The sequence below is a fragment of the Candidatus Nitrospira nitrosa genome (genome assembly GCF_001458735.1).
GTDB classification, from domain to species: Bacteria; Nitrospirota; Nitrospiria; order Nitrospirales; family Nitrospiraceae; genus Nitrospira_D; species Nitrospira_D nitrosa.
Map to the genome: position 1 here is coordinate 1,677,167 of NZ_CZQA01000001.1, position 26,599 is coordinate 1,703,765.

The 26,599-nt window shown below is 55.3% G+C and carries 26 protein-coding genes; 16 read left to right on the forward strand and 10 right to left on the reverse strand.

All coding sequences use genetic code 11. From position 1 onward, the window contains the following. Nucleotides 1–27: 27 nt before the first annotated feature. Nucleotides 28–1,836 carry a copper resistance system multicopper oxidase gene (locus tag COMA1_RS07945; protein ID WP_090746267.1) on the forward strand — a complete coding sequence of 603 codons (1,809 nt, stop codon included), beginning with the start codon at nucleotides 28–30 and terminating at the stop codon, nucleotides 1,834–1,836. Nucleotides 1,837–1,921: 85 nt separating this feature from the next. Next, nucleotides 1,922–2,731, forward strand: a complete 810-nt coding sequence (locus COMA1_RS07950; protein ID WP_218055323.1) for a copper resistance protein B — start codon at nucleotides 1,922–1,924, stop codon at nucleotides 2,729–2,731. A 35-nt stretch (nucleotides 2,732–2,766) separates the two neighbouring features. Here the strand turns inward: COMA1_RS07950 and COMA1_RS07955 are convergent, their stop codons facing one another. Next, nucleotides 2,767–3,978 carry an MFS transporter gene (locus COMA1_RS07955; RefSeq protein ID WP_090746271.1) on the reverse strand — a complete coding sequence of 404 codons (1,212 nt, stop codon included), beginning with the start codon at nucleotides 3,976–3,978 and terminating at the stop codon, nucleotides 2,767–2,769. A 105-nt stretch (nucleotides 3,979–4,083) separates the two neighbouring features. Here COMA1_RS07955 and COMA1_RS07960 point away from each other — a divergent pair, with 105 nt between their 5' ends. From COMA1_RS07960 to COMA1_RS07975, 4 genes are all read left to right on the forward strand, one after another. Next, complete coding sequence (locus COMA1_RS07960) at nucleotides 4,084–4,545, forward strand: hypothetical protein (RefSeq protein WP_141654258.1); 462 nt, start codon at nucleotides 4,084–4,086, stop codon at nucleotides 4,543–4,545. A gap of 81 nt (nucleotides 4,546–4,626) precedes the next feature. Next, entirely contained in the window at nucleotides 4,627–5,847 is a 1,221-nt protein-coding gene (locus tag COMA1_RS07965; RefSeq protein WP_176697925.1) for an efflux RND transporter periplasmic adaptor subunit, read from the forward strand. Continuing rightward, nucleotides 5,844–8,954, forward strand: a complete 3,111-nt coding sequence (locus COMA1_RS07970; protein ID WP_090746280.1) for an efflux RND transporter permease subunit — start codon at nucleotides 5,844–5,846, stop codon at nucleotides 8,952–8,954. Before COMA1_RS07965 ends, COMA1_RS07970 begins: the two co-directional genes overlap by 4 nt. 54 nt (nucleotides 8,955–9,008) lie before the next feature. Beyond that, entirely contained in the window at nucleotides 9,009–9,338 is a 330-nt protein-coding gene (locus COMA1_RS07975; protein ID WP_090746283.1) for a YnfA family protein, read from the forward strand. Between the two features lie 96 nt (nucleotides 9,339–9,434). Here COMA1_RS07975 and COMA1_RS07980 read toward each other — a convergent pair whose 3' ends face one another. After that, nucleotides 9,435–10,100: a 3-keto-alpha-glucoside-1,2-lyase-like domain-containing protein gene (locus COMA1_RS07980; protein WP_090746285.1), complete on the reverse strand. Its 666-nt coding sequence runs from the start codon at nucleotides 10,098–10,100 to the stop codon at nucleotides 9,435–9,437. A 3-nt stretch (nucleotides 10,101–10,103) separates the two neighbouring features. Next, nucleotides 10,104–10,841, reverse strand: coding sequence for a hypothetical protein (locus COMA1_RS07985; RefSeq protein WP_090746288.1), 738 nt, complete (start codon nucleotides 10,839–10,841; stop codon nucleotides 10,104–10,106). 319 nt (nucleotides 10,842–11,160) lie between these two features. Here COMA1_RS07985 and COMA1_RS07990 point away from each other — a divergent pair, with 319 nt between their 5' ends. After that, entirely contained in the window at nucleotides 11,161–12,576 is a 1,416-nt protein-coding gene (locus tag COMA1_RS07990; RefSeq protein WP_176697926.1) for a Do family serine endopeptidase, read from the forward strand. A gap of 203 nt (nucleotides 12,577–12,779) precedes the next feature. Here the strand turns inward: COMA1_RS07990 and COMA1_RS07995 are convergent, their stop codons facing one another. Continuing rightward, nucleotides 12,780–13,712 carry a hypothetical protein gene (locus tag COMA1_RS07995; RefSeq protein WP_090746293.1) on the reverse strand — a complete coding sequence of 311 codons (933 nt, stop codon included), beginning with the start codon at nucleotides 13,710–13,712 and terminating at the stop codon, nucleotides 12,780–12,782. A 294-nt stretch (nucleotides 13,713–14,006) separates the two neighbouring features. On the opposite strand from COMA1_RS07995, the gene COMA1_RS08000 reads away from it, so the two are divergent. From COMA1_RS08000 to COMA1_RS08010, 3 genes are all read left to right on the forward strand, one after another. Beyond that, the gene (locus COMA1_RS08000) at nucleotides 14,007–14,735 is read left to right on the forward strand and encodes an SDR family NAD(P)-dependent oxidoreductase (RefSeq protein WP_090746296.1); all 729 of its coding nucleotides are present in this window, start codon (nucleotides 14,007–14,009) and stop codon (nucleotides 14,733–14,735) included. A 493-nt stretch (nucleotides 14,736–15,228) separates the two neighbouring features. Further along, nucleotides 15,229–15,600 carry a helix-turn-helix domain-containing protein gene (locus tag COMA1_RS08005; RefSeq protein WP_176697927.1) on the forward strand — a complete coding sequence of 124 codons (372 nt, stop codon included), beginning with the start codon at nucleotides 15,229–15,231 and terminating at the stop codon, nucleotides 15,598–15,600. Then, nucleotides 15,597–16,220: a mobile mystery protein B gene (locus COMA1_RS08010; RefSeq protein WP_090746301.1), complete on the forward strand. Its 624-nt coding sequence runs from the start codon at nucleotides 15,597–15,599 to the stop codon at nucleotides 16,218–16,220. Before COMA1_RS08005 ends, COMA1_RS08010 begins: the two co-directional genes overlap by 4 nt. Before the next feature lie 24 nt (nucleotides 16,221–16,244). Here COMA1_RS08010 and COMA1_RS08015 read toward each other — a convergent pair whose 3' ends face one another. The 5 genes from COMA1_RS08015 to COMA1_RS08030 all read right to left on the reverse strand — a co-directional run bounded on the left by COMA1_RS08015 (nucleotide 16,245) and on the right by COMA1_RS08030 (nucleotide 20,560). Then, nucleotides 16,245–17,366, reverse strand: a complete 1,122-nt coding sequence (locus tag COMA1_RS08015) for a HupE/UreJ family protein (RefSeq protein ID WP_090746304.1) — start codon at nucleotides 17,364–17,366, stop codon at nucleotides 16,245–16,247. Beyond that, nucleotides 17,366–18,559: a tetratricopeptide repeat protein gene (locus tag COMA1_RS08020; RefSeq protein ID WP_090746307.1), complete on the reverse strand. Its 1,194-nt coding sequence runs from the start codon at nucleotides 18,557–18,559 to the stop codon at nucleotides 17,366–17,368. The genes COMA1_RS08015 and COMA1_RS08020 overlap by 1 nt, the downstream gene beginning before the upstream one ends. A gap of 4 nt (nucleotides 18,560–18,563) precedes the next feature. After that, the gene (locus COMA1_RS21060) at nucleotides 18,564–18,716 is read right to left on the reverse strand and encodes a hypothetical protein (protein ID WP_176697928.1); all 153 of its coding nucleotides are present in this window, start codon (nucleotides 18,714–18,716) and stop codon (nucleotides 18,564–18,566) included. A gap of 89 nt (nucleotides 18,717–18,805) precedes the next feature. Beyond that, a complete protein-coding gene (locus tag COMA1_RS08025; protein ID WP_090746310.1) occupies nucleotides 18,806–20,296 on the reverse strand; it encodes a DUF4331 domain-containing protein in 1,491 nt (496 codons plus the stop codon). A 42-nt stretch (nucleotides 20,297–20,338) separates the two neighbouring features. Further along, complete coding sequence (locus COMA1_RS08030; protein WP_090746313.1) at nucleotides 20,339–20,560, reverse strand: hypothetical protein; 222 nt, start codon at nucleotides 20,558–20,560, stop codon at nucleotides 20,339–20,341. 235 nt (nucleotides 20,561–20,795) lie between these two features. On the opposite strand from COMA1_RS08030, the gene COMA1_RS08035 reads away from it, so the two are divergent. The 6 genes from COMA1_RS08035 to COMA1_RS08060 all read left to right on the forward strand — a co-directional run bounded on the left by COMA1_RS08035 (nucleotide 20,796) and on the right by COMA1_RS08060 (nucleotide 26,116). After that, complete coding sequence (locus COMA1_RS08035; protein WP_176697929.1) at nucleotides 20,796–21,398, forward strand: sigma-70 family RNA polymerase sigma factor; 603 nt, start codon at nucleotides 20,796–20,798, stop codon at nucleotides 21,396–21,398. Next, on the forward strand, nucleotides 21,395–22,282 hold the full coding sequence (locus COMA1_RS08040) for a cupin domain-containing protein (protein WP_090746319.1): 888 nt from the start codon (nucleotides 21,395–21,397) through the stop codon (nucleotides 22,280–22,282). Before COMA1_RS08035 ends, COMA1_RS08040 begins: the two co-directional genes overlap by 4 nt. 151 nt (nucleotides 22,283–22,433) lie before the next feature. Beyond that, entirely contained in the window at nucleotides 22,434–22,850 is a 417-nt protein-coding gene (nikR, locus tag COMA1_RS08045; protein ID WP_090746322.1) for a nickel-responsive transcriptional regulator NikR, read from the forward strand. A 3-nt stretch (nucleotides 22,851–22,853) separates the two neighbouring features. Further along, nucleotides 22,854–23,279, forward strand: coding sequence for a DUF3842 family protein (locus tag COMA1_RS08050; RefSeq protein ID WP_090746325.1), 426 nt, complete (start codon nucleotides 22,854–22,856; stop codon nucleotides 23,277–23,279). Between the two features lie 124 nt (nucleotides 23,280–23,403). After that, nucleotides 23,404–25,449, forward strand: coding sequence for a TonB-dependent receptor (locus COMA1_RS08055; RefSeq protein ID WP_090746930.1), 2,046 nt, complete (start codon nucleotides 23,404–23,406; stop codon nucleotides 25,447–25,449). Between the two features lie 79 nt (nucleotides 25,450–25,528). Next, entirely contained in the window at nucleotides 25,529–26,116 is a 588-nt protein-coding gene (locus COMA1_RS08060; protein WP_090746329.1) for a DNA-3-methyladenine glycosylase, read from the forward strand. A 38-nt stretch (nucleotides 26,117–26,154) separates the two neighbouring features. On the opposite strand, the gene COMA1_RS08065 is transcribed toward COMA1_RS08060, so the two are convergent. Continuing rightward, entirely contained in the window at nucleotides 26,155–26,520 is a 366-nt protein-coding gene (locus tag COMA1_RS08065) for a hypothetical protein (protein WP_090746332.1), read from the reverse strand. Nucleotides 26,521–26,599 lie beyond the last annotated feature (79 nt).

Consider the following 26,599-nt stretch of genomic DNA (forward strand, 5'->3'; position numbering starts at 1 on the left):
CACTCTTGGGCATACCGCTCAACGAAGATGAATGACCCGGTAATATCCAGACGTCTCTTGCTCAAGCGAGCAGCGGCGTTGGGATTGCTTGCCACAACACAGCGGTTTTTTTCTGCTTGCACGACAACGTCTCCGCTTCCGACCACTCAGACCGGCCTGCACGCTTCGACGCTTCGCGGCGAGGTCATTGACCTCCTCATTGGTGAAACAGCCTTTACGGTGGATGGGAAGACCGGCATTGCCGCAACGATCAATGGGACCATCCCTGGCCCGTTGATCCGTTTAAAGGAAGGTCAGGACATCACGATCCGTGTGACGAATCAGTTGATGGAGGATTCGTCGATTCACTGGCACGGAGTCCTCCTGCCCTCGCATATGGATGGAGTTCCTGGGGTGAGCTTCAGGGGCATTCAGCCGGGAGAGACCTATCACTACCGTTTCGTCGTCAAGCAGAGCGGGACCTACTGGTATCACAGCCACTCCGGCGGTCAGGAATTGCAAGGGATGTATGGGGCGATGATCATCGACCCTGTTGAACCGGACCCCTTTCAGTATGACCGGGAGTATGTCGTCATGCTTTCGGAGTGGAGCCATGAGTCCACGGAAGTCATGATGGACCACCTCAAGAAGTCCTCCGGCTATTATAACTTCCAGAAGCGGGATGCTCGGGAGTTTCTCGCCGACGCGAAACGTTGGGGATTGTGGCCGACGATGCGGAATTATGTGATGTGGGACGAGATGCGGATGGATCCCACCGACTTTGCCGATGTGACCGGTGCAACCTTCACGTTCTTGATGAATGGGCTGCCTGCTGCGGCCAATTGGACAGGTCTCTTTCAACCGGGGGAACGGGTGCGGCTGCGCTTTATTAATGCTGCCGCCATGACGTTTTATGACGTTCGCATCCCAGGGTTGACTATGACGGTGGTCCAGGCCGACGGCCAAAATGTGCAACCGGTTTCAGTTGAGGAGTTTCGTTTCGGTCCCGCAGAAACCTACGACGTACTGATTCAGCCAACCGAGGATCGTGCCTATACGATCTTTGCCGAAACCATGGATAGGAGCGGGTACGCTTGTGGAACCCTTGCCACTCGTCCTGGAATGCGAGGAGAAATCCCCAAGCGTCGTGCCCGTCCACTTCGGACCATGGAAGATATGGGAATGGTGGATCACGGTAACGGACATCACGCTCCTGCTCTGGAATCGTCGGTGCCGACTTCGACTCATGGCATGATGCAAGGGAAACCGTCCGCCAATGTGGGGGGTGAACAGCATGACGGACAGCACCATTCAGCAATCCCAGGGGCAACGCCAGTAAAGCATGGGGCCGATCACCACGGGACCGGTAACCAAACGGTGGCCGAGTACTCCCAAAGCCGGATGCATGAACCGGGCAGAGGACTTGAGCAGGCGGTCAGGTCTGTCCTGGTCTACACCGACTTGAAGAGTCTGGTGCCGTATTCAGACCAACGAGCACCGGAGCGAGAGATCGAGTTGCATCTCACCGGCCATATGCAGCGGTACATGTGGTCATTCGATGGAAAGACATACTCTGATGCACCGGAACCAATACGTTTTCGCTACGGTGAGCGAGTGCGACTGACCTTTGTCAACGACACGATGATGGAACATCCGCTTCACTTGCACGGAATGTGGATGCATCTCGAAAACGGTGCAGGCGCCTATCTTCCTCGAAAACATACGGTCATCGTCAAGCCAGCTGAACGGTTGTCCGTCGTTGTCAGCGCCGATGCCCCAGGGCCTTGGGCCTTTCACTGTCATCTCCTCCTGCATATGGAAGCGGGGATGTTCCGCGTTGTTCAGGTGGATCCATAACCAGCCGGAGATGGGATCAGTGGGTAGAACGATCCAACAATGTTGGGGGAGGTTCATCGCCTGTGCCCTGAGTATAGGCGTGGGCGTGGGAACTGTTGCCGCGGAATCTGAGCACAGACATGAGCATGGGGCTTCTGTTTCCGAGAGTACGATGACGGTCAAGCCGAGCCAGACACAGGACAAGTCTCAGGTGTATGGAGTTTCACAACCGGATTGGCCCAGTCCTGTGAACGACCAGGAACGCCGTCTGTTCACATTGGTGGATGTGCTGGAATATCGCCCCCGCACTGGGGGAGGGGGAAGCAATAGTGATTACCGGTGGGACCTCGAAGGCTGGTACGGCGGCGATCACCACCGACTCTGGTTCAAAAGCGAAGGGCAGCGGGATACCGCGTTCAAGGCCGACTATGATGTGGACTTCCAATTGCTCTATGGTCGATTTCTCTGGAAGCATTACGACATTCAAGCCGGTGCTCGAATGGAAACACAGTCGTTTCGTGGTGGGAATGTGACACGCGGTATGGGGGTGATCGGGCTACAGGGAATCGTGCCCTACAACTACGAGTTCGAATCGGCGCTGTTCATTGATCAGCGTGGTGCTGTTTCGGCGAGATTGGCTTATACGAAAGATTTCTTGCTCACGCAACGGCTGATCCTTCAAGGGCGATTCGAAACCAACCTGGCAATCCAGCGAGTGGAGGAGTTTACGACCGGCTCGGGCCTCAACAATCTTGAATTCGGCGGTCGCCTGCGCTACGAGATCCGCCGGGAGTTTGCTCCGTACGTCGGTCTGTCGCTGGACCGTAGCTACGGGGAAACGGCGACATTGGTGCGTCGGCAGGGCGGAGATCCGAGCCAGATTCGATTCGTGGTCGGTGTGAGGATGTGGTTCTGAACGGAAAGAGCACCACAATTGTTCGGGAGCGTTGATCAGCGATCGCTGACGGTGCGAATGGCTGCCGAACGCAGGACCACTCCGAATATCGCCAGCCCGGAGAAAATCGCACCGGCGTAGAATGTGACTGACGCGCCCAGCCCATCCCACAGTAGGCCTGCGAGGACACTGGCAACGAACATGGCGAGTCCGCTTGCCAGGTTGAATAATCCATAGGCGGTTCCGCGTAGATCAGCCGGAGCCGTGTCGGCCACCATCGTGGCCAGTAGACCTTGTGTGATGCCCATGTGCAGTCCCCACAGGCTCACACCCAGGAGCGCGACTTCCCAATGGCCGTGCATGGCCAACACCAGGTCAGCCCCGATCAAGATCATCAGCCCAATGACGAGCAATTTTGTGTGGCTCATGCGGTCCGAGAGTTTGCCGAAAGGGTAGGCTGAACCGGCATAGACGAGATTCATCGCAACCATCACGAGCGGGGTGAGCGCGAGGGGAACCCCTACCTGGTTGGCACGAAGTACGAGAAAGGCTTCACTGAATCGGGCAAGCGTGAAGATGGCCCCGATCCCAACCACCCACCAATAGGCAGGTCCCAAGCGGGAGAGATTTTCCCATCGGATCGGGTTCACGCGGCTGCGATCCTGTCGAGTTGACGGCTCCTGAACTCCAACAACTAATAGCGCCACCGACAGGATGCCGGGAATGACGGCGACCCAAAAGACCGCGCGGAAGTCATTGGCCCACAGTACCATCAACAAGGTTGCCAGTAGGGGGCCGAGGAAGGCGCCGACCGTATCCAGAGCCTGCCTCAGACCGAAGGCCGCACCGCGAAGGTGAAGGGGCGCAATATCGGCGACCAACGCGTCTCGTGGTGCACCACGGATCCCCTTACCGATTCGATCTAGGAGGCGAGCGGTTAGGACGACTCCGAGGCTGGAGGCCAGCGCAAACAGTGGTTTGGTCACTGTTCCCAAGGTATAGCCAAAAACAGCGAGTTCCTTTCTTTTTCCAAGATAGTCACTGAGCGTGCCGGAAAAAATCTTCACCATCAACGCAAGGGACTCGGCCAAGCCTTCGACGAAGCCTACGGCAGTGGCACTAGTTCCAAGCACTGTCACCATGAACAGCGGAAGGAGGCTGTGGATCATCTCCGATGAAACGTCCATCAAGAGGCTGACGAATCCGAGGACCCAGATACCGCCTGGGAGCTGTTGGTTGGGTCGGTCTGACGGCAAAGGAGGAGCCATACGATTTCTCATGAACGTCTTGCTGAGACCTTACCGCGAATGTGACGGACAAGTAAAAGCCCCTCAATTGATGGCCTTCGGCTACTGTGTTAATCTTAAGATGTAATGAATTTGACATGTACATCGCTCGGTTATTTCCGGATGGCTGTCCTGGTGTGGGCCTCCCTGTGGATGCTGGCCGTTCCCTTATTTCATGTGCATCCAGACGCGGACCATCTTCATGGACAAGCAGGTCATTTCCATGGTGGGACTATTCATACGGTCATGTCGCCTGACCTTGAGTGCGAGGGGGAGAGCCATCCGTCGTTTGCCCCCAATTCGCATGACAACGGGGCCACGGTCGCCGGAGGGGGACATCGGCATATCGAAATCGGTTTCTCACTTCTGACTGATTCAGATCGTAAGTTGTTCAATCCCCTTTTGAGCCAGGCCCATGCTCTCGTGTCTGTCGCGGCATGGAAACTGGAAGCCAGCGTTTCGCAAGAACCACAAGCCATCACGCTGTTTTCCCTTGCACGATTGATTCACGGTTTGCCCTTCCGTGGTCCACCCACTTTTCTCGCGTAGCGCTCTTGTCCGTTTATACTCTCTAAGACAGCCTCAACACGCACCTTGGGCGACCAGCCCCCGGGCGACTGGAGAATGGTCATGATCTATTCCTGGAAGTCTCTCGTGCCAGGATGTGCAGTACGGCTTATCGTCCTTCTTGTGGTCTTCCTCTCGTCTGTGTCGTGCCAACCGCCTCAGGACGAGGGACAGAAACGGCCGGCTCAAGCGACTGCGCCCGAGACTCAAGCCGGTGTGATTGAACTGCCGGAAGGGACTTCAATGCTCTCACAGATTCATACTGAGCGGGTGGGGCACCGTTCCATGCGAATGTCGCTGAAGGCGCAGGGGGGCAAGATTTTGCCCAATGAAAACCGGCTGGCCCATCTGGGCCCGCGAGTGCCGGGACGCATTGTGGCCGTCTATTCTAATCTTGGAGATCGGGTGGAATCCGGTCAGCGGCTGCTATTGCTCGATAGTCCGGCGTTTGGCGAGGCTCAGTTGGAATATCGCAAGCGGCGGACGGCAATGAGGGTGGCGGAGAAGGCTTTTGAACGGGCCAAAGCGCTCTCAGGCGAAGGCGCGATCGGAATCAGCGAATATCAGCGGCGTGAGGCTGAGCATGAAAACTCCAGGGCCGAGCTCTACGAAGCAGAAGAGAAACTTCACTTGCTGGGGATGGCGGAAAGGGAAATCCAGCGCCTGTCTGCCGAACAATTGCCCCATGCCGAGGTGGCCCAGGTGTTTCTGCGGGCTCCCTTCTCCGGTGAAATCATCGAACGGAATGCCACGGTCGGAGAGGTGGTCGATTCGAGTAAAACCCTCTTCACCGTAGCGGATCTTTCCACCGTATGGGTTCGAGCGGACTTCCCGGAACAGCAGATCGGGAAACTGAAAGCCGGCCTTGCTGTGGAAATTCGGGTCGCGGCCTACCCAGAGACGATATTTCAGGGCGACATTACCTATATCGGCGCCATGATCGATCCGGCCACGAGGACGGTGACGGCACGTTTGCAGATTCCTAACTCAGACCGGCGGTTACGTCCGGAAATGTTTGCCGAGGTAACGGTGCACACGCAGGAACAATCGGTCCTTGCCGTACCGCGTGTCGCGTTGCAGCAAGTCGGGACCCGGACCATGGTATTTGTCACAAGAGGCCCACGTCGGTTTGAATGGCTCGAAGTAACACTCGGTGAGTCGTCGGAGGAATACGTCGAGGTCAAGGCCGGACTGAAGGAAGGCGATGAGGTCGTGACGGAAGGCAGTTACGCGCTGAAGTCCGAAGCGCTTCGCGGGCAGATGTCCATGGGAGGTCCGCTGTGATCGAGCGGCTGATCCGTACCTCGCTGGAACAGCGGGTCATCGTGCTGTTGGCGGCGGTCGTCGTGAGTATCGGTGGAGTGGTTGCGTTCCGTCATCTGCCGATCGATGCGTTTCCTGATGTGACACCGGTCCAAGTCCAAGTCATTACCCGCGTCCCGTCTCTGGCGCCACCAGAAATCGAGCGCCTCGTGACGTTTCCACTTGAGATCGAATTGATTAACTTACCAGGGAAAACAGACCTCCGATCGGTTTCACGGTTCGGGATTTCTGTGATCACGGTGGTGTTTGAGGAGTCGGTCGATAGCTATTTTGCCAGGCAGTTGGTTTTGGAACGGCTGGTTCAGATCCGTGCACAGTTGCCGCCGGGGGCTGACCCCGTCCTCGGGCCTGTGAGTACCGGGCTCAGCGAAGTCTTCATGTACCTCGTGGAGGGGCCATCACAGAGCCTTCAGGAATTACGGACGCTTCATGACTGGGTGATTCGTCCGATGCTGCGGGCTGTGCCAGGGCTGGCGGATGTCGATACCCTGGGTGGACTATCGAAGCAGTACCACGTGCTCGTGGATCCTAATCGCTTGACCAGCTTGGGTCTGACATTGCGACAGGTTCAGGCAGCGGTGACCGAGAATAACCAAAATGCAGGCGGCAGTTACATCGAGCGAGGCGGCGATAAGTTGGTGGTCTATGGCCAGGGGCTGGCACGTTCGGCTGAAGATCTGGAACGCATTGTCGTGACGGCCCGGCAGGGAACGCCGATTTACCTACGGGATGTGGCGGAAATTCGTCAGGGACATGCGGTTCGTTTGGGAGGGGTCACACGAGACGGAACCGGCGAAGTGATGCAAGGTATCGCCGTCATGCTGCGCGGGGGAAATAGTCGACAAGTTGTTTCCGCCGTAAAGGAGAAGGTGGGAGTGATCAATCGGCTGTTGCCGGATGGTGTCACCATCAGGTCGTTCTATGACCGTATTGAACTCGTGACCCGGGCGCTTGAAACGGTCGAGCGGGCTTTGCTGGAGGGTGCCGTTGTTGTGGTTCTCGTGCTCTATCTGTTTCTGCGAAATCTGCGAGGTGCGCTGGTCGTCGCCCTGACCTTACCGCTTGCGACGCTGACCACGTTCTTGATTATGCAACGGATCGGGCTCTCGGCAAATCTGATGTCTTTGGGCGGGTTGGCCATTTCACTGGGGATGATCGTCGACGCCGCGATTGTGCAGGTGGAAAATATCGAACGGCATTTGAGCGAACGTTCCAACGAACACACCTCGTTCGCCACCGTATCGGAACGGCTTCCCCTGGTGCTTCGGGCCGTGCTGGAGGTGCGACGGCCGAGCCTGTTTGGAGAATTGATCATCGCGCTCACCTTCGTTCCCTTGCTCACGCTCCAAGGGATTGAAGGCAAGATGTTTATTCCGCTGGCTATGACGGTGGTCATCGTTCTTCTGAGTTCCCTCGCGCTCTCGATGACGGTCGTACCGGTGTTGGCGGTCGTATTCATGCGGCCGCGATCCGTGGGGGAGGCAGGGGCGGTCTTGGCAACAGGTCGGAAACTGTATCGGCAACTGTTGGAGATAGCCATTCGTCGAACGTCCGTGATTGTGACGGGAGCCGCCATGGTGCTGGTGGGAGGTGTCGCGCTCATACCCTATATCGGACGCGAGTTCGTGCCGATCATGGACGAAGGATCGATTGTGGTGAATTTGGTGCGGCTGCCGAGCATCGGTCTCACCGAATCACTGAAGATTTCTGGGCAGGTCGAGCGGTTGTTGCTGGAGCTTCAGGATGTGCGTTCGGTAGTGACCCGCACCGGCGCCAATGAATTAGGGACGGATCCGATGGGAATGGAGCTCAGCGACATGTATGTCTTGCTCAGGCCGGAATCCGAGTGGAAGGCCCGCAGCAAACATGAAATTGAACAACTGATACGTCAGCGACTGGGACAGGTGCCAGGCATTGCCTTCGGGTTGTCACAGCCGATCGCGATGCGTGTGGACGAACTGGTGTCCGGCGTTCGTTCGCAGGTGGCAGTCAAGCTCTTCGGAGATGACCTCGATATCTTGCGGGCGAAAGCGGATGAGATCGCTCGTGTGCTGCGCCAAGTGAAGGGCATCTCCGATCTTCGCGTCGAACAAGTCTCGGGACTTTACTATTTGAAGCTCGACGTCGATCGATCCAAGGTGGCGCGTCATGGAATCAATGTGGCCAATATCACGGAAGTGATCGAAGCCGTCGGTGCCGGGATCCGTGCCGGAGACGTCTATGAAGGGCAACGGCGATTTCCAATCCTGGTGCGATTTCCAGATGACCGACGAGGCGACATTGACTCAATTAAGGCCCTCTGGGTGACGGCACAGGACGGCGCTCGGATCCCTTTGCGGGAGTTGGCTGATATTCAAATCGTGGAAGGGCCGGCTCAAATCAGCCGTGAACAGGCCAGCCGACGAGTGGTGATCGAGGCAAACGTGGTCGGGAGAGACCTGGTCGGGGCTGTGGAGGAAGCTCAGGGAGCCGTGGCCGGTCGGGTGCAATTGCCGCCTGGTTACTATGTGACTTGGGGAGGACAATTTGAAAATCAGCAACGGGCGATGGCTCGTCTGGCAATTGTGGTTCCGGTGGTCATCGGTCTGATTGGGTTGCTCTTGTTTCTCACATTCGGAAATCTCAGGCAGGCAGCGCTTATTCTCCTGGCGATCCCCTTTTCGATGGTCGGTGGTCTGGTCGCGCTGCTCATCGGGGGACTCTATCTGTCGGTTCCAGCCTCCGTCGGTTTCATCGCGCTGTTCGGCGTCGCGGTGCTCAACGGAGTGGTGAAGATCGCTTACATCAACCAATTGCGACAACAGGGGCTGTCCCTCGATGAGGCGGTTGTGACCGGCATGGTCCTACGGCTTCGTCCGATCTTGATGACGGCACTGGTCGCGGCTTTGGGGCTGACACCGCTGTTGTTGGCAAGTGGGCCTGGCTCGGAAATTCAGCGGCCGCTGGCAACCGTGGTGATCGGCGGATTGATGTCATCGACCCTGTTGACGTTGATCGTGTTGCCGGTGTTGTATCGGTGGATTGAGGAACGTGTCGAGAAGAAAACCCGAGGCGTCGCGCTTTCATGATCTCCGATAGGGTTCGCTTGTGGGACACGAATATTGTCGGCGAAGGAGGTAGCGATGTCGCTTCCTAGCTCAATCGGGCTTTTTATCCTGGCCGGTTTGTGTGAAATCGGTGGCGGGTATTTGATATGGCTTGCGATCAGGGAAAACCAACATTGGTTGTATGCTGCAGCGGGCGCGTTGGTACTGAGTCTGTATGGAATTATTCCCACCCTGCAGCCGGCTCACTTCAGCCGTGTTTATGCGGCATATGGCGGCATGTTTATCGTGCTGTCCTTACTCTGGGGATGGGGCATCGACGGAGTTCGGCCGGATCGTTATGATGCGGTAGGGGCTCTGCTCTGTTTGGTCGGCATGATCGTCATGATGTACGCTCCTCGGACATGACGGAAGGGACAGCGGGTGGAACGGATGAGCGAGCCCGGGATCTCTAGTCGAACGGCAACGCAGTTGGCATAAACGAAAGACCGTAAGAACCCTTGCTCAGCGTTCAATCTGGAGCTTCAAATCATCAAAATAGGTCACGGCATCTGATTTGGTCCAGAGTCCGATCTGGCCGGTCGTAAAGGTCTGATCGCAGAGGTCAAATACCTGCTTCCCGTCAAAAAAGACTCGAATCTGACATCCATTCGTGATCACGCGAAGACGATGCCACTGGCGGACATCAATGATCTGATCGAAGTTCTTCAGCATATGCCGGACGCCCTTCACGACCCGATAGATGCGAATATTCTGCTCCAGCGGATTGGCTCTCGTCAGGTAGTAGTTGCGGTCGTCAGTGGCCCGCCAGATGAGGCCGCCTCCCATATCGGCTTTCCCGTCGATCGGCAAGAGTGAGACGTGAAGCTCGAGGTCGGATGCCGTGGTCCCATTCATGAGCACCGTTTTATACGCATGTTCGGCCCCCTTTCTCAGGAGCTGAGCCAGCACGTGCGGAGAGCTCTTGGCCTGATCGGTCTGAATCACTTTCCATTCTCCGGCAGGCCGCCCATCAAACAAGGTGCCCACCTGGAACTCAGCGGGAAGTGTATCCGTGGGATCATTGTCGAAGGTCCACACGTGGGTTGTATTCTCTCCGGAGGCCCCGCTCGCCGGCATGGCTATCACCAGCAGGCTAAACAGGAGAAGTTGTTGGAGTGAGAAGCTCATAGCTCAGAGCCAGGTGACTTCTTCCCAACAGAGGTGGACAAAGGTCTCAAAGGGGGGAAAGTTGTCGACGTTTTGTTCTTTCGACCGCACCCACAGATCGATTTCCATACCGGCCGGGTCGGTTTCGCCGCCTGGCAGGATGCGTTTAGTTGGGTAGCGGACCTCGTGGGTCTTGGGATCCCGTGAGCGCTCCATCACCATGAAGTGTGCGTCGTAGTCTTTGTAGAGCACTTGGTCATCCCGATACATCGTGGCGGTACCCCAGCCGCCCAAGTACAACCAGGTTTTCGGATAGAGGGGGTCACCGTTGTTGGAATCCCCATGCTCATAGATCCTGGTGGCAATGCCGCCGTCCTGGAACGGAGCTTTCCCAGCAAATCGATCAAATACGATTCGATATCGAGTAGAACCTTCAATGAATTTGGCTACCACTTGCCCAGTGTTGGTTAGTTCATTCACCTCGATGTCAATGGCCCCTTTTACAGACGTCAGATGTTTACCTCGGTAGTCGAGGTGGTCCCAGGGGGGACTATCGCTCATGCTGCCGATGAGAGTTGCCCGATCCCCCTTGAGGCGAAACTCGCCTGAATAGTAAGGATGTTCAGTGGCTTTAAAAGTCCTGGTGCCTTCATCTCCCTTGGGGGTTCCAAACTTGCCCTCTTCGGCTTGTCCTGAAGCGGTAAGAATTTCTGCACCAGTCATAAGCAGAATAAGTGCCAGAACGTTTGCGAGACGTGTCATCGTGCCTCCCCTTGACGATAGCCACATTCATCAGCTGAATCACAGAAGATGAAGCCTCGATTGATCATGGTAACACAGGGGTGCGACTGCCTTACAGTACGCTATGTTGGCGGCGCTCAGGCTCACACGGTATTTACAGGCCTTGTGACGGTGGGTACTATCGTAGTCATGAGTCGCGCAATGGGTCAGCAGAAGGTCTCATCGCAGGAATTCAATGACGTCATAGTGAATTGTGAATGCGTGTGCTCATTGTGCGTGATAAGCTGGCGCACGATATTGCGATGATTTCAGAATAGTAGGTTAGATAGAAGGCGTATCAGTGCAAAGAAGCCTAGGAAGTGTCGTGCAGGGTGTGGCCTGCGGAATCTTTGTTGGTCTGGTGGTTCCTGGTTTAGGACTGGCCGGGACGCAACAGATCCCTCCAGCAACCGGTCACGATTTGCAGGGGCAGGTCAAGGCGACCGCCAATAAAGTGATTCCGGCGGTGGTCAGCATTGCGTCCACGGTCATGGTGCGTGATCAGTCGTTCAGCGACGAAGCCTTGCCGTTCGGTCTGTTTAAGGAGCCACCCGCCCGCCGGCAGTACGGGCAAGGGTCCGGTGTGATCGTGACGCCGGATGGCTATATTGTGACCAACAATCATGTCGTGGCTGACGCCGTCGATGTTGAAGTGATTTTAGCGGATCGTCGCCAATACAAGGGGAAGGTGGTGGCGACGGACCCTAAGACCGATGTGGCGGTGGTGAAGATCCATGCGTCGAATCTTCCAACCGCGGCCTGGGGGGATTCGAGCCAACTGGCTGTCGGCGACTTTGTGCTCGCGATCGGGAACCCCTTGGGATTGAGCCGTACCGTCACGTTCGGCATTGTGAGTGCGGTCGGGCGGGCCGATGTTGGCGTGGCGGATTTTGAAGACTTCATCCAGACGGATGCGCCGATCAACCCGGGCAATTCCGGGGGAGCTCTGGTCAATACAAATGGTGAGTTGGTCGGCATCAATACGGCGATCGCCAGCCCCACCGGTGGCAGTGTGGGCGTCGGGTTTGCCATTCCCAGCAACATGGCCCGTGCCGCCATGCAGAGCCTCATCAAGACGGGCCGCGTGGTGCGCGGTTTTCTGGGCGCGTCGACGCAGGATGTCAGCTCCCCTTTAGGAAAGATCTTTCGCCTCCCGGACGTCAAGGGCGCAATCGTGACGGACGTGCATGCCAAGGGATCCGCTGAACGGGCCGGCTTGAAACGCGGCGATGTCGTGGTGCGTTTCGATGGGCGGGAGATTATGGACAGCGGCCAATTACGCAACCTGGTGGCGCAAGCGCCGATCGGGAGTAAACATCGTGTGGATCTCATTCGAGACGGCAAGCAATACCAGGCCGATCTGGTTATTCAGGAAGCGCCGCGTGAACGGCCGAAGAAAAGTCAGGCGGCCTCCTCAACCGCCTCGACCGTGCATCCGTTGGCGGGCGTGGTCTTCGACGATGTGACGCCTCCCTTGGCCCGGCAGATGGATTTGCCGGTGAGCAGCGGCGTGGTTGTGACAGATATTGAAGAAGGCAGTCTTGCCGAAGCCTCCGGTTTGCAACCGGGTGATGTCGTCCTGGAACTAAACCGACAGCACATCAACAGTTTTGCGATTCTCCAACGTCTTGCCGAACCCATCAAGCCAACCGATCTTGCTCTCTTGCTCGTGAATCGCCAGGGGAATGTCATGTACGTTCCGATTCAGGGAGAGTAGGGATCGAGACGGCTTCTGCCAGCAAGACAGAGGCCGCGAGATTTGAAGCCCCGACAGGGTCAGAGTCTATGGGTCACAATAGTTCCTCATCGTTTCAATCTTAATCAGTTACAGAGGAGGCAGAGAAAGATAAAGATAAAGATAAAGACCTGGTGATACCAGGCTGGACAGGATAGTTCTGCCACAGTTGAGCAGCACTACAATTAGGGGAGACGCACGCCGTTCCTCCTTAGGAATCGACGGAGGATCCTGTAACAATACGGTAAGAGTATTGAAAGACCGAGAAAAGATAAGATTCCATTACGAGTTTTGGTTATTTCTTCATAGCGCCTAATTTCGTCCCCTATCAAGAAAACTCCAGGTGGCCATAAATGATCTATAAGGCTGTCCGAAAATATGCTCGACACTACAAACGTGGTAGAGCCGATGAGAAGAAGTGTACTGAAAAGGTACGTGTCGTGGACAATGAAGCGGCTAAAAGTGAGTGGCTGGGTCGCGGGGTTTCTTTTGCTCCAAGAATTGCGGTACTGCCAATAAAGAAGAAGCCCAATAACTGTAACGGCAGTGCAAGCTGTAAAAAATGAAACAATTACCTGCCATGCCCAACGCGGTAATCCGTAGTTGATGAGCATGCTTTCCATATGCTTTGTAATGTCTGCCTGGGTGAGATAGACCCAGTCACGGCTATTGCCTGATATGGCATATGCAAGGCCTTCATCAAAAGCCCTTGTCGAAAATTCAAGCTCGATTCTTGGACCACCGTAATGCGGCGAGCATTCGATGGAATTCAATTTCATCGAAATATAGACAATGGTCTGCGGACCTCTGTTCATTTCGCTCAGAATTGGTTCAAGGTCCTCGGTTTCATAAGAGGTGTTATCTGAAAATTTTGCCTGATACAGAACCCTTTTATTCTGGCATGTTTCCGATCCTCTCTTTTCAATAAGTTCTCTGAGTTTCCTTATGCTCTTCTCATCTGCGAGAAACGGCTGCTTGATCCGGTTCGACACCGAAATTTGCAATGTGGAGGGCTTAGGCTCTTCGGCTAGAATTTCAGAATGGCTTAATCCCAGTATCAGTATTGGGATTAGCAGTCGTATGAATATGACTGAAGTCATTTGATGAGGGAGAATCATATACCAGATTTCTCCCGCAAGGAAACTCTGCACTCAGAAGGTAGAGTTGCAGATTCGCAGCTTCTGCTGGTCTGATGGAAATATCAATTGCTTTACCTTGCACGACAAGCATTTGGTTTTTCCCGATTGAACCTGCTGCAATGGCTGAGGATCGAGGGGGGTGTTAGGTGAATCACGCGAGTGCGGTTGCGACTACCGCCAGCCTGGCGAGACCCGATCGGTTGTTTAAGGAGCTGTGGCGGAATCTTACGCAGAAAGTATGTCTGAAGCTCACATAGCAAAGGATAGAGTTGTATGAGCGTGTCGACACAAGAGGTTGCCGTTATCGCCGGTGTGGGGCCTGGATTGGGTGCGTCTTTGGCGCGCAAGTTTGCCCGTGAAGGCTGCGCCATCGCGCTGTTGGCCCGTTCGGCTGATTTTTTGAACCGCCTGGCAGAGGAACTGCGTCAGTCTGGGGCGCGCGTGCTTCCAGTGTCGGCGGATCTGACGGATGCCGAAGCCGTGGCCAAGGCGTTTGCTCTGGTGCGTAGCAAGCTTGGGCCTGTCTCCATCCTGATCAATCATGTGGGCAGCGGAGTGTGGGGCGGGTTCAATGAGTTAACGGCGGAGGGGTTCAGGTCCACGTGGGAACGATGCGCTCTGGCAGCCTTTCTCTGTTGCAAACAGGTCGTGCCCGATATGATTGCTCGCAGCGGTGGAAGCATTCTGTTTACGGGAGCTACGTCATCCATCCGGGGGCGGAACGGTGCGCCTGCCTTTAGTAGCGCCAAGTTCGCCGTCCGCGGGTTGGCCGATTCCCTTGCGCGGGAGTTATGGCCGCAGGGTATCCATGTCGCACACATCCTTGTGGATGGGGTGATCGATACGGCTGCCGTGAGAGCCGAGCTGGCTGCTGGAACCAGCGAACCATTGCTGAATCCGGAGGACATGGCCGAGACCTATTGGGCGTTGACCAGGCAGAAGCCCGGCGCCTGGACCTTCGAGTTGGAATTGCGACCGCCAGGCGAGGCCTTTTTCGTGTAGACCGTTTCGGTTGTGACTGTTCATGCAGGATAGGATCAATGGAGGGTGCATTTAGCCTCACAGGGTTTCTCATGTGAGCGTCTGTCATATCGGGAATAGCTGAAGATCGAACACCCGTTCGGTGAACCAGACAAGTGCGATGGCAATCACAGCCAGTGAGCCGCCGGTGAGGACTAATCTTGGGTACGACCCAAAACGGACAGACGGTTATTGTGACGTAGGTCCTTAATCGGACTATTTTTTCTGGCCTCTATTGGTAAGCCCTGCCGAGCTAATATTAATTAGTGCAGTTAAATCATATAGTTATTTAAATTTAATACTGAAAGAAATAAATTAAATGACATATTAATACTGTGAGCGGTATATTTATGCATATATTGAGATTGTAAATAGTATAATTATTTCCATGAAACACAAATTCATAACTGTGCTTGATGACATCACGCTATCAGGGCTAACGGTGTGGTCATCTAGAAACAAAAGCAAACTCATCGTGGGGGACTGGATACGCTTGCTCCGAAATCGGCTACGAATGACACAGGCTGAACTCGCTCACCGCGCCCATATTACGCAGCCGAACCTCGCCGCGATTGAGTCTGGAAAAGTTGATCCTCAAGTAGGGACACTCCGCCGAATTTATGAAGGCTTAGGCTGTGAGCTCAACCTCGAACCTCTACTGCACAAGCCACTGGAAGAACTCGTCAGAGATCGTGCCCGAGCTGTGGCCCTCACACGACTGAAACAGACGATGGGAACCATGGCACTTGAAGACCAAGCTCCTGACAAAGACACATTCAGGCAGCTTCTTGAAAAACGTACCGACGATCTCCTCCGCAGTCCTCGTAAACGACTACCCACTCGATGACCATAGCGGACGAAATACAGCCCGAGGGGGAAACTTCGGGTGATGACATCTCAGGGCTCATTCTTGTTCAGCTCAAGACAAGAGCGGAACGAAATGTGGCCGAAGCACAGGCCATTAGTTTGGCCTATGACAAATACATCTTTGAAGCCCGCAGGAAGAAACAGGGCGCACGATGGCTCACCGATAAGTGCATCCGCGCAGTCCATCAAGACATGTTGGGAGCAATATGGGATTGGGCCGGGAACTACAGGACGGAAAACCTCAATATCGGTATGGACTGGCGCCACATACCGGAACAGGTTCGCTTGTTATGCGATGATTTTCTCCACTGGGACTCTGCAACGTCAACGATGCCGATTTTAGAAGTCGCCGCACGGCTTCAGAATCGGCTGACGAAGATTCATCCCTTCAGAAATGGGAATGGAAGACATGCACGATTGATCACCGATATCTTCTTTCATTCCCGTCGACATCCCTTGCCGGAATGGCCCCAAACCCACCTGATGTCTGAAGGCCATCAAATCCGAGCGCAGTACGTCGCCGCCATGCGGGACGCCGATCAAGGCGACTTCTCCTCGTTGGTGAAATTCTTTGAATATTGCCTGCCCAGCTGTTCCTGATAAGTGCGAATCGTCATTAATCCGCTACACAGGAAACAGCTGAAGATCAAATGCCCGTTCGGTGAACCACACGAGCGCAATGGCGATCACGGCTATCGATCCTCCAGTGAGGACCAATCGCGGGTATGACCATGAGCGGCGGATTACATAGGCGAGGGGTAAGAAGGCGGCGACGATGGCGAGCTGGCCGATTTCCACGCCGACGTTAAAACTGACCAGACTCAGTAACAGCGAATCGTGAGGCAGCCCGAGATCGGTGAGCACGGCGGCGAAGCCGAATCCATGAATCAGGCCGAATCCAAATGCTACGATCCAGCGGCGACTTGCCATCATTGGGTACAAATTACCAAGCCCGGCCAGCACGACCGAAGCTGCGATAGTCGATTCCACTAATCGCGACGGAAAGCGAACGACATTCAGCGTGGCCAGGCTCAATGTCAGCGAATGGGCCAGGGTAAAGGCCGTGACGATGCTGACAACATTGCCGCAGACTCCTTGAAACTCGCCGGCCGCTTGCCAACGACCTTCCGAACGAACCAATACTGCCGGCAATAACAGAGCGAGTAAGAACAGCACATGGTCGAATCCCAGCCAGATATGCCAGATGCCTTCGTGAATGAATTGGCGGCTTTCATCCCAGCGTGATCGTTCGGCGATCGAAAATGTTTGGAGCGGAGTTTCTCGGCTGAAGATGGCGGTGCTGGTTTGTCCGCCTTGTACCAGGCGTAAGAGCCCCTTGTGTTGCGCATCAATATCAAAGAGCAGTCGGTAATCCGCATGGAGCCGTTGGATTCTCTGGCCACAATCGGCATGAAAGCGCAGAACCGAATAGGCTCCATCCGTATGAGAGTCGATGAGTTGTTCCAGAATCTCAGTTGAGCACGTTCCGATATCAGTGGACAGCGTAAGGCGAGAGGTGGCGTACGCGCTGATTTCGTCATGCTTGCTTCGGACTTCTCTCCACGTAATCTGTCCATCTCCATCACTATCTAATCCAATCGCATTATCGAGATCACGTAGCGCGATGTCCCACTGGCCGACAATCTGCTCATGCTGAACAGACAGTGAGAGATAGCTGTCACTGGGCTTATGGGCCCAAACGGGGACCGTCAGGAGAAGCCATGCCAAAACAAGAAGGATGCGCATCAGAGTGGTACCTCCTGAATTTGTTTTGCGAGTTGTTGCAACCGAAAGTCTTCCACGTGGTTGGTCTTTAACCAATCAATTATAGGCTGGGCCGCTGATCGCCTTCTGTCGGCTAATGCACATTCGAGGAGGATCCTGGCGTCGGCTGGTTCGCGTTGCACATTCCAATTAGCTTGGGCCAGGGGCAGCGCCTTCTTAGCATCCTTGAGCAACGCTAACGTGAAGCGTGCTTCTTCTCGGACATGGACCGAAGTACCCCGCTCCCGACTGGCGGCAAAGCGGGCGGCAAGTTCAGAGACATGGCTCTTGGATGAGGATATATCCAGTGTCTGTTCTGCGAGCGTGAGGCGGAGCAGGAGTCCATCGGCTCTTGTCTCCGAGCGGAGCAGTGAGACGACATCTTGATGACGGCCTTGATCCAGCAAAAAATCCGCATAGGCACCCAATAAATACTGATCCTTGATGCCTGACTTGAAGGCCTCTGCGAAATACTGCTCGGCGGCTCGTATCGCTCCAATGCGTGCGCTTGTCTCTGCCAGGATTGTCGTAATCCAGATCCGCTCGCGGCCGATGAGTTTTTTGTCCGCAAGCATCGGTTGAAGCAGCTCGCGGGCTTTCATTGAGTGGCCTGTGACAGCTGCAATATCACTCAAACAACCAAGTAGCACATGAGCAGCAGCTAACCGCGCAAGGCGCTGGCAGGCTCGGTGTGCGTCGTCGTAGTGAGCCTGGACTTGAAGGATGGCCGCTTTGGTCAGCCAGGCCTGGGCATTGGTCGGTTCTACGGCCAGCACCTGATCGAGATCAGCCAAAGCTTGATCGAATTCATGGGCATTCTGCCTGATCGTCGCCCGTAACAGGAGTATCTCCGGTGGTGGAGTCGCCTCGTTCCACCAGGGACTGAGAACGGCCTGTGCTTGTCCAATGAACCGGGGATCGCCTTCTGATCGGGCTTGTTCGATGTAGCGAGCGGCCAGTTTTGCAGCAGACTCAAAGTTGCGAGGATTTTGCCGTACCTTCGTACGTAACGTGGCAAGCTCCCGCGAGACTGGATCAGATCCCTTGAAACTGAGTCGTTCGAGGACCTGTGCATCGTCCATGGGGAGATAGGGTTCAGGGTAAGCGGGGTGAATCCGAATCATCGTCACCCACCCGAATAGGATAAGCATCAGAAACAATGGGAGTCGAACCATAGGGCTACTCGCGTGAATAGGTGATGGGACTGCGCATGACAATCTGCGCGCGATCCAGGCTCCGAGCAAACTGCATCGGGAAGACTCGTGGCAGAAGCGAGACGGCGTTCTCATCGATGCGATCGAGGCCCGAACTCTTTGCCCCCGAGGAATTCAACGACGCTCCTTCTTCTGACACCCAGGATTCATAGCGTTGCGTGCTCCCGTCGCGGGTGCCGCAGAAGCTGCGGCACCCGATGGTGGTGATTAGAATGCTTCTTTGGGATCGATATGCCGACGGTCTCGTCCATCGAACGGCGTTGGGAGGAATGGAAACTCCATCGCGATCCCGTTGGCGGTCTTGTTGCTGCCGACTGTCCCGACATTGAAATTCACGCCGTCTCCCAGGTTCGGGACGGCTGGGTTGCTCAAGATCCCAGCCACAAGGCGGAGCGCCACATCCGTGACGTCGTCGTTCGGGCGTCGGCCGTTCGGCCAGCCGGCCTTATCCGGCGTTGCGTTGCCGCTTGCATCATGGGCCAGTGGGCCTAGTCGTCGCTGTCCCCCGGCTGGGGTCGGTGGGACATCCAGATCGACGCGTAAGAGGTCGGCAAGCACTTCGTTGGTCTTTCCTGAGCCGCACACGGATGGTCCTGGTGCATAACGAAGCAAGGCATTCACGAGATCTTCGCGGTTTGCCGTCGGGAAGCCCGTGCCGAATACCATATTAAGCGCTGTTGCCAACGCCGAGTTGCAGTAGAACGGAACAAAGTCGTTCTCATCTTCGGCGTCCGTAGCGTTCCACTTGTCCTTCATGTTGGTCGCGATGATCAACTCGTTGACGAGGGGGTTAGCCATGCGGGCCACTTGGACAAAGCGGGTGCTGTTGTCACGATCGCCGTTCTTTCTGAGGACGCTGACCTTCGGGCGGCTTGTGCTGGCATAGGCGCCGAGCACTTTATTGCCGTTTGGACCGAGGAGTTCGCTGATCGGAATCTCCAGTGCGATTGTGTTGACGTTGAAGCCGCTGAACGTATCGGCTGTGCCGGCGCCCGGAGCTCCCACGATGATTGTGTCATTGGCATCGTCGGCATTCGACAGAATCGGTGAGATGTGGAGGTTCAATGTGTCGAATGTCCCTCCCAGGTCGATGTAGAAGGTCTCATCCCGTTGACCTGCAAAGATTCTCCCGCCGTTTTTCAGAGGGTAGATCCCCTTCTCGGCGAGGTCTTCATATTTCGGCATGGTTCGTGGTCCGACATTCGATGGAACGGCATACATGACCCCGGTTCCAAGATCCTTCGGTCGGTGCCCATAGCGAACTTCCGTCACCGTGTAGCTTTGCCGCAAGAGCAGCCCTTCAGACCCGTTCCCACTGAGGGCCATGATCGGTGGTAAGGCAACATAGGATAGCGGGAAGACGTTGCCTGGCTGTCGGATCTCCGTCTTGAATCGCACTTGATAGACGATGTTCGCCGCGATGTTGTTTTTATTGTTGTCGATGTGAATCTCGTAGAGCACGTCGTCGGCAAAGTTGAAGTAATTGGGGCCGGACCCCGGCTCCTGGCTCGGAATGACGTTCATGACGAGCACGGCGTTGTCGGGGTTCTGCCAGCTCCGGAAGAAATAGAAGTCCGTGATATCAGCGGCAGGATCGTTGGTAATTAATGGGGCCTCGCGATGACTGGCTGCCAAGACCGGCGTCGCCAACAGCATGACCAGGGCTGTGCACAGAAGTGGTCGAAATTGAGCAAACATGGAATCCTCCTTATTGAACGCACGTAGGTTTCTTGGTTTGTATTACAGGTCCGGGAGTAAAGCCGGAACCGGTTCAGACTCTGCTTGGCCGACCAGCGAAGCCTCCTCAGCAGTCAGGGCATCTGATTGGGCCATGCGCTGCTCTTCTACGGCGGCAGTCGGTCCGCTGGGGGTGATGACCGGCACGTTGTCGTTCCCACTGCAGCCGGACAACAGTCCGACGGCACAGACGACGCCTAACGGCCATAACATGGGTCGTGTCATGTCTCTGCTCCCTCTCTACATGGTGAAATGCTACTGTCGCCTACATTTGTCCTAAGCACCTGCCGGCGGTCTGTTCATCACTACGAGAGGATTTCAAGATTGGATGTATGCGTCCGAGCCGGTTGGCTTGTGGGGGTATGGGGGCGGTGCTATAGTCCGCCTATCGTCACACGATAGATCCAGCTCGCAATCCAATTCTTCCCTGTTACTCGTAGAGCTTCATGGGGAAGACCGTATGTCGACCATGACCATAGAACCGACCAAACTGGATCAAGACCACGAGTGGGCCCAACTTATTGCGCACACCGCCCAGGGTGATCAGGCTGCGCTGGCCACGTTTTATGATCGTACAAGCCCACAGGTGTTTGGCTTTATCTGCAAAATCCTCAACAACCGAGAGGCTGCGGAAGAAGTCACCTTGGATGTCTACACGCAGGTGTGGCGACAGGCTCATACGTACGATCAAACCAGAGGCGCGCCCGGGGCATGGCTGATGACGGTGGCCCGAACAAGAGCCATCGACCGGCTGCGTGCCAGGGCTACCGAATATGGGCGCCTCGAATCATTGGACGCAGTCGAGTTATTCGCCAGTTCCGACGAGACGCCGGAAGAGAATGTGGAGGGCGAGGAACGCCGTCGATATGTCCAAGAGGCCTTGGCTGGGCTGACGGCTGAACAACGGCAAGTTATTGCCTTGGCCTATTTTTATGGATTAAGCCAGAGTGAGATTGCCGAGAAGCTGCAAGTGCCGCTCGGCACTGTAAAGACACGAATGCGATCCGGCCTGATCAAATTGCGGGAGGCTCTGGCACCATTCGAAGCGGGTTTACAGCTATGACCGAGACGAAGTTGCCGGAAGAACTGGAAGAACGGGCGATGCTGTATGCTCTTGGAGTCCTGGATCCAGAGGATCGTCGGGCGTTTGAGTTAAGACTCCAAGGTGAACCAGCTCTCCTGCGGCAAACGGCAGCAGCCTATCAAGCGACCGGTTATGTCCTCAGTACGCTTGTGGCTCCTGTGACACCGCCCTCCACCCTTCGTGAGCGGCTGGTTCGGCAGGTTGCGGAAGAAGCCGCCCGAGAAGTCGAACAGTTCGAGCTGGCCGCCAACACCGTGGCTTTAGGATCGACCCCGGTCAAGCCTCGGGACTCAGTACGGGAGCGGCTCCTTTCTCAAATCCAAACGCATTCGGCTGTCCGACTTGTTGTCAATGAGTCGGTACCCGTTTTGGGAGATATCGCGAGTCGGGCGAGCGATGAACGGGTGAGTGAAGAAAAGATAGACGTATCGCAGGATGCGGCCCCCTTGCCCACGTGGTTGTCCTCCGGCTGGACAGCCGTTTCAAACTTTGTGAGAACGCTTCTGATTCGTTCCATGATTCCTCGACCGTCTTCAGGTGGGCTCACTTTCGTCAAGGCGTCGGAGGGAGCCTGGCGAGAAATTGCCCAGGGGGTGACGGCCAAATTGCTCGCGTTTGACCCGGTTTCTCGTAGGACCACGACGCTCCTTCGCTTTCTTCCCGGTACCAGCTATGCCCCGCATCGTCATGCTGCGGTCGAAGAACTTTATGTGCTTGAAGGCGGGTGTTCCATTGCCAGTCGTGAGATGGCGGTCGGTGATTATCACCGAGCCGAAGCCGGGACCGTGCATCACGATACTTCGACCGAGGAAGGATGTCTCCTCCTCGTGATCTCCTCTCCCCAGAACGAGATGTTGAAATAGTTCGTGGCCGATGGGCCGGTCTTCGCTGAGTCCTCAATCCAATCGGAACGAATCTACGTACTATATGTAGAGGTGGAAAACGCCGGTTGATTCTATGACATGACGGTGCTATTAAATACAAATTCGTGCCACTGCCAGGAAGGAGGCGGCGGTGAAAAAACTGGTCCGATTCGGCGTCTCGCTCGATCATCATTTATTGGACGATTTCGATAAGCATATTGAACGGAGAAACTACACCAATCGTTCGGAAGCGTTGCGTGATCTCATTCGCGACAACCTCGTCGGTCAAGAATGGGATGAGAACAAAGAAACGGTCGGTACGATCACGTTTGTTTACGACCATCACGTACGAGACCTGACAAGCAAGTTGACGGACATTCAGCATGACTACCATGGTCAAATTCTCTCAGGGATGCATGTGCACCTCGATCATGACCATTGCCTTGAAGTGTTGGTTGTCAGAGGCAAAGGGTCGGACATTCGAAAAGTTGCCGACGCACTCGTGAGTGTGAAGGGTGTGAAGCATGGAAAGTTGACGATGACGACCACAGGAAAGGGTCTAGACTAAACCATGCGGGTCTGCGTGATTGATGGCCGAGGCGGGGGGCTGGGTTCCCGGTTAGTGGCGGGGTTACGGGCCACGCTGGGTGTCAATTGCCAAATCCTTGGGTTGGGAACCAACCTTGCGGCGGCAGAGGCAATGCGGGAGGCCGGAGCTGAACCAGTTGCATCCGGGGTTGACGCCATCTCTAAGACGGTGCCGACGGTGGATGTCATCGTGGCCTCGTTAAACATGATCTTGCCTGGTGCCATGTTGGGTGAAGTGACTTCTGAGGTCTCAAAAACGATTCTTGAGGCAAAGGCCAAGAAGGTGCTGTTGCCGCTGAATCGAGTCCAGATAGAAATCGTGGGGACCGAAGGCCGCACGATGGATGTGTTGATTGACGAGTGCCTCTCCCGAGTCCGTATCGCCGTACGGGCGACCGGCCAAGCATAACAACATTCCTATCCGTTCTGAGTTGCGAGACCACGAGGGTCTATGCCGGTCGATGAGCCGACTGTCGAGAAACCATCGTGGGCGTCTCATCCGTCCACGCCGTTTATGATGAGGAATGGTGGACATGACACGAACAGTAATATGTGTGCTTGCTCTTGTACTGGTTCTCAGTTCGTGGGGAAAAGCCAGGGGGCATGACCCAGATGAACCTGAACTGGAAATTCCTGAGATTACTGTCATTGGCGAAAAGCCGGTCGCGGCTTCTTCTCAGCAATTCATCCCTGATAAAGAGATTATCCTGCAGCCTCAAGGTCGCCCAGCCCAGGTCCTTCGCCTGATTCCTGGCTTCGTGGCCGTGGAACATTCCGGCGGCGCCGGAAAGGCTGATCAATACTTCCTCCGAGGCTTCGACGCGGATCACGGAACAGATGTCGGCTTCTTCCTTGATGGCATGCCGATCAATCTGCGCACGCATGCGCATGGGCAAGGCTACACGGACCTCAATTTCATTATCCCGGAGACGATCCAGGGAGTTGATGTGCACAAGGGGGCGTATCTACCGGAGTATGGTGATTTCGTGACGGCGGGAGCGGTGAACTTTCGGACCCGTGATGTGGTGAAGGAGGGCGTCATTCAAGGAGCCGGTGGGGAATATAGCACGCAGCGGTACTTACTGATGTTCTCTCCGACCAAAGACCGTGTGCGCACGCTATTCGCCGCCGAAGGGTTTTACACGAACGGTCCGTACCAGAACAATAATCAGTATCACCGAGCGAATTTGTTCGGTAAAGCCACCACCAGCTTGACTGGGCGGGATGAACTCAGCCTGCAGGGTACCTTTCTTCAGTCCCGATGGGACGGCTCCGGCGAGATTCCGTTTCGTGCCGTGAGCACGGGGCTCTTGAACCGGTTTGGCTCCATCAATCCGTATGAAGGGGGTAATACGCTCAGAACCACCGGCCAACTCAATTATCACTACGACACGACGACCGGGGGGCAATTTTTCGCGAATGCTTATGGCCAGTATTACCGACTCGATCTGTTCACGGACTTCACATTTTTCCTGAACGATCCGACGAATGGTGACGGCTTTGCGCAATACGATCGTCGGGTCATCTATGGCGGCGATATCGGGTACAAGCAGCGGGTCAACATTCTGGGCATGCCTGTGATCGGGACTGTGGGGTTTCAAACAAGAGTGGACGACGTGCATACAAAATTGGGAACTCAGACCCTGCGGGTTCCGACAGGTACCACGATCGACAGCGATGCGCGCAGCGTGTCCTATTCTCCATTCGTGAAGGGGGAAATCCAACCGTTCTCATGGCTGAGGTTTTCAGGAGGTGTGCGGGGCGAGTTCTTTACATTTGATGTCGGCAACCGGTGCGCCATTTGTGCCGAGCGACCAGATGGACGAAAAGGTTCCGGGATGGTCCTCCCCAAAATGAGCATGATTCTAGGGCCTTGGGCCAGAACGGAGTTCTTTGTCAACTATGGTGAGGGGTTTCACAGCAATGATGCGCGATCAGCAGTGTCGATTGGGGCCGCACCGCTTGCCCGATCTCAAAATTATGAGGTGGGGATCCGTTCGAAGCCCTGGGGGCCGGAAGGTCTCGAATTGAGTGCTACGGCATGGCGACTGGATCTTAAGTCGGAACTCGTGCTGATCGGCGATGAGGGGACAACGGAGATCCGTGGAGCGACGAGACGGCAGGGAGTCGAAGTTGCTGCCAGAGGCAAGGTATGGGGTCCGCTCTATGTTAACGGAAGCTTTACCTGGACGCATGCGGAGTTTCGCAATGGGGATGCGATCCCATTGGCACCGGAATACACCGCCTATGGTGCAGCGATTCTGCAATGGCCGGAAGGGTTGACCTCCCAACTGCAAGCTACCTATCTCGGAGTTCGTCCGCTGGTTGAAGATCGGAGTATCAAGTCGCCTTCATGGATTACGTTTGATCTCTCTGAGCGCTATCGGATTCCCGTGAAATTACCGCATGGGCGGCTTGAGGCGTTTCTCTTCGTTCAAAATCTGTTCAATACTAAGTGGGAACAGGCAATTTTTGCATTCGAGTCGCGTCTGCGAACTGAGCCGACCGGAGTGACGGACATTCACTTTGTGCCGGGCAATCCTCGGACGGTGATGGGGGGGCTGGCCTGGTACTTCTGAACGGCGAATGTGCCATAGTGAATGGTCGATGAGGAATTGAAAGTTTTGGCTCTGACATTTACCATTCTCCATTATTGCCATGCCAATGACTCTTGCTCGAGCCTTTTTCAATCGCCCCACGTTGACCGTCGCCCATTCGCTGGTCGGCAAGTACCTGGTTCGTGAGAATGGGACGAGAGCTATTGCTGGAAGAATCATCGAAGTGGAAGCGTATATCGGTACAGAAGACAAGGCTTGTCATGCATCGAAGGGGCGGACGCCAAGAACAGAAGTCCTGTTTGGTCCCCCGGGGATGTCGTACATCTATTTGATCTACGGTATGTACCACATGCTGAATGTCGTGACGGAGCGGGAAAAATTTCCTGCCGCCGTGTTGATCCGTGCCATTGAAGTGGATGGCGAATTGATAGATGGTCCGGGAAAGCTCTGCCGCGAGCTGGGTATCGATCGGTCATTGCATCGAGTTGATCTGACACAGGGACGAGCTATCTGGTTCGAAGATCGAGGTCAGAGAGTCCCTCGCAATCAGGTGGGCACCTTTCCGCGGATTGGAGTGGACTACGCAGGGCTGTGGGCAAAAAAACCCTGGCGGTTCCGGTTGATTCAGGAAGACGGCCGTACGAACAGTTCCCTTAGGAAACACAAAGCAAAGGGGAAGTCCCTCTAAAGGACTTCCCCTTTCTGTATCGCATCGGTCAAAACTGGTTAGTCGATTTTGCGGTCGCCGGTGATTTTGGTGGCAGAGGTCACAGGTGGAGCGATCGTGATCTGTGGCCCCTCCACATGTGGAAGTCTGCCGGCTCCCTGTCCTTCGGTGATGCGTGCATTGTCCGTCTTCATCAGTTTCTGCTCAGCGTTCTTGACCGAATCTGCCGACTTCAGCAGCGTGGAGGCTCCATGCGCATCCGGCTGGCCTGGATCGTTCGCGGTCGGCTGGCCTGTGACAGGGCTGCCCGAGTTCTTCATCGGATAGCCTTCATGCTTGGGCAGCAGTGCTGGGTTGGCTGAAGCCATGGAAAGACCGAACAGAACTGCGGAGGCTGTGGCAACTACAGCAGTGACAAGTTTCATACCCGTTCTCCCTTTGAGATAGAAGAGTGAATGAGGATCACACAATGACGGCGTAGCTTCGTTGCACAATGGTACCGAT